The 239-nt window shown below is 62.8% G+C and carries 1 protein-coding gene; it reads right to left on the reverse strand.

Features of this window, described 5'->3' with window-relative positions; translation table 11 throughout:
- A partial coding sequence (locus RVY79_RS21380; protein WP_317466634.1) for a prepilin-type N-terminal cleavage/methylation domain-containing protein occupies positions 1-200 on the reverse strand: 200 nt, incomplete at its 3' end.
- Positions 201-239 lie beyond the last annotated feature (39 nt).

Raw genomic sequence — 239 nt, forward strand, 5'->3', positions numbered from 1 at the left:
TGTCCGGTGAGAACGGCGGCAAGCCGCTCGCGGCGCAGCAAGGCCGCCGTTTGCAGCGTCAATGCCTTCAACTTGCCACGCCCGGTGCCGGGGACCATGGCCACCACCAGCGAAGCCAACATCGCAATGATCAGCATCACCGCCATCATCTCGATCATGGTGAAGCCGGCACATGAACCCGCGGTTCGCGTTGGCGCCATCAGCTGTTCCTACATCGCGAGTTCGGTGATGCTGAGCAG

The organism is Chromohalobacter sp. HP20-39 (assembly GCF_033052815.1).
GTDB lineage: Bacteria > Pseudomonadota > Gammaproteobacteria > Pseudomonadales > Halomonadaceae > Chromohalobacter.